We start from the raw sequence: 1,892 nt of genomic DNA, 5'->3' as shown, positions 1-1,892 counted from the left end.
CCGGTGGCCGGCCGCACCAGCGCGCGCAGCAGCCGGGCCGCGCCCTCGGCGCCGGGCGTGGCCCGGACCGCCGTGTCGCGGTCGAGCGCGAACCGGCCGTGCCTGCGGACCAGCCGCGTCGGTCGTGGGACGATCACGTGCACCCCCTGGTGGCTCTCAGCCCTTGACCGCGCCGCCGACGATCCCGGTCGTCACGCGGCCCTGGAGGACGAGGAAGACGAGCAGCACGGGCAGCATGAACAGCGTCGAGGCGGCCATGGTGGCGCCCCAGTCCGTGCCGAACGTGTTGCTGAACGACGACAACCACACCGGCAGCGTGCGGTCGTCCTGGTCCTTGATGATCAGCACGTTGGCGAAGGCGAACTCGTTCCACGCGGTGATGAACCCGAACAGCGAGGTCGCCAGCAGACCCGGCGCGAGCAGCGGGAACACCACCCGCCGGAACGCCTGGGCGCGCGAGCACCCGTCGACCAGCGCCGCCTCCTCGAGGTCGACCGGGATCGCGGCGAGGAACCCGCGCAGCGTCACGACCGTGAACGGCAGGGTGATCATGAAGTAGACCAGGGTGAGCATCCAGAGCGTGTCGAGCATCCCGGTGTCCCGCGCGATCACGTAGATCGGGATGAGCAGCGCCTCCCACGGGGTCATCTGCGCCACGAACACCATCAGGATGAACCCCCGCCGCCCCTTCCACCGCAGCCGCGCCACCGCGAACGCCGCCAGCAGGGCGACCACCAGTGCCAGCAGCACGGCACCGCCGGCGACCACGACGCTGTTGCGCCAGAACGACCAGAAGCCCCGCGCCGCCACGGCCGTGCCGAAGTGCTCGAACGTCAACGACAGCGGCAGGAACGTCGGGGTCTCGGCCTGGATGTCGCGGGTCGGCTTGAACGCGGTCAGCACCATCCAGTACACCGGGAACACCGACACCGCGAACACGACCAGCGCCGCGAGCCCGCGCAGCACCCGGCCCGTCACGACAGCTCCTCCTGCCGGTACATCTGCCGGAAGTACGCCAGCAGCACGAGCACGAGCAGCAGCACCATGAGCATCGACACCGCCGCGCCGAGATCGTAGCGCTGCAACGACTGCGCGACCTGGAAGGCGTACACCGGCAACGTCGTGGTGGCCCGGCCCGGTCCGCCCTGCGAGATCACCCAGATCTGCACGAACGCCTTGGCCACCCAGATCACCTCCAGGCAGGTGATCAGCCCGAACATGGCCCGCAGCACGGGAAAGGTGATGGAGGCGAACACCCGCCACGCCCCCGCGCCGTCCATCCGGGCCGCCTCGTACAGCTCGCCCGGGACGGTCACCATCGCCGCGTACAGCGACAGCGCCGCGAACGGCACCGACTGCCACACGATCAGCGCGACCAGGATGGCGAACGTGGCGGGGCCGTCGGCGAACCACGCGTAGTCGCGGAAGCCCTCGAACCCCGACTCGACCAGCACCCAGTTGACCACCCCCAGGCGGGACTGGAACAGCCACTGGAACACCGTGGTGGCCGCGATCACCGGCGTGGCCCACACCAGCACCAACCCGGACATCACCAGCAGCCGCGCCCACCGGCCGAGCCGCACCAGCAGCAGCGCGACCAGGGTGGACAGCACCATGATCAGCACCACGTTGACCGCGGTGAACGCCAGCGTCCGCCGCACCACCGACCAGAACTCCGGGTCGGTCACCACCCGCGCGTAGTTCGCCAGGCCGACGAACCGCGCGTCGCCGCGCACGAGCTGAGGCAGGCCGAACTCCTGCACCGAGATGAGCACGTTGCGCGCCAACGGGTACACCAGCAGGAACCCGGTGGCCAGCAGGGTCGGCGCGATCAGCAGGTAGGGCCACCACGACGTGCGGCGGCGACGCGGCGGGGGAGCGGCCGGTGGCGG

Annotated in this window: 2 protein-coding genes; both read right to left on the bottom strand. The window is 70.7% G+C overall.

The genetic code is table 11. The features are described 5' to 3' along the window. Positions 1–156: 156 nt before the first annotated feature. Positions 157–978, bottom strand: coding sequence for a carbohydrate ABC transporter permease (locus AB0G02_RS37710; RefSeq protein WP_360804551.1), 822 nt, complete (start codon positions 976–978; stop codon positions 157–159). After that, a partial coding sequence (locus tag AB0G02_RS37705; protein ID WP_360804548.1) for a sugar ABC transporter permease occupies positions 975–1,892 on the bottom strand: 918 nt, incomplete at its 5' end. The genes AB0G02_RS37710 and AB0G02_RS37705, both read right to left, overlap by 4 nt.

Source organism: Actinosynnema sp. NPDC023658 (genome assembly GCF_040639995.1).
In the GTDB taxonomy this organism is placed as follows: domain Bacteria; phylum Actinomycetota; class Actinomycetes; order Mycobacteriales; family Pseudonocardiaceae; genus Actinosynnema.
Note: the sequence above shows the minus strand (reverse complement) of the source record. Positions and strands in the feature narration are given on the sequence as shown.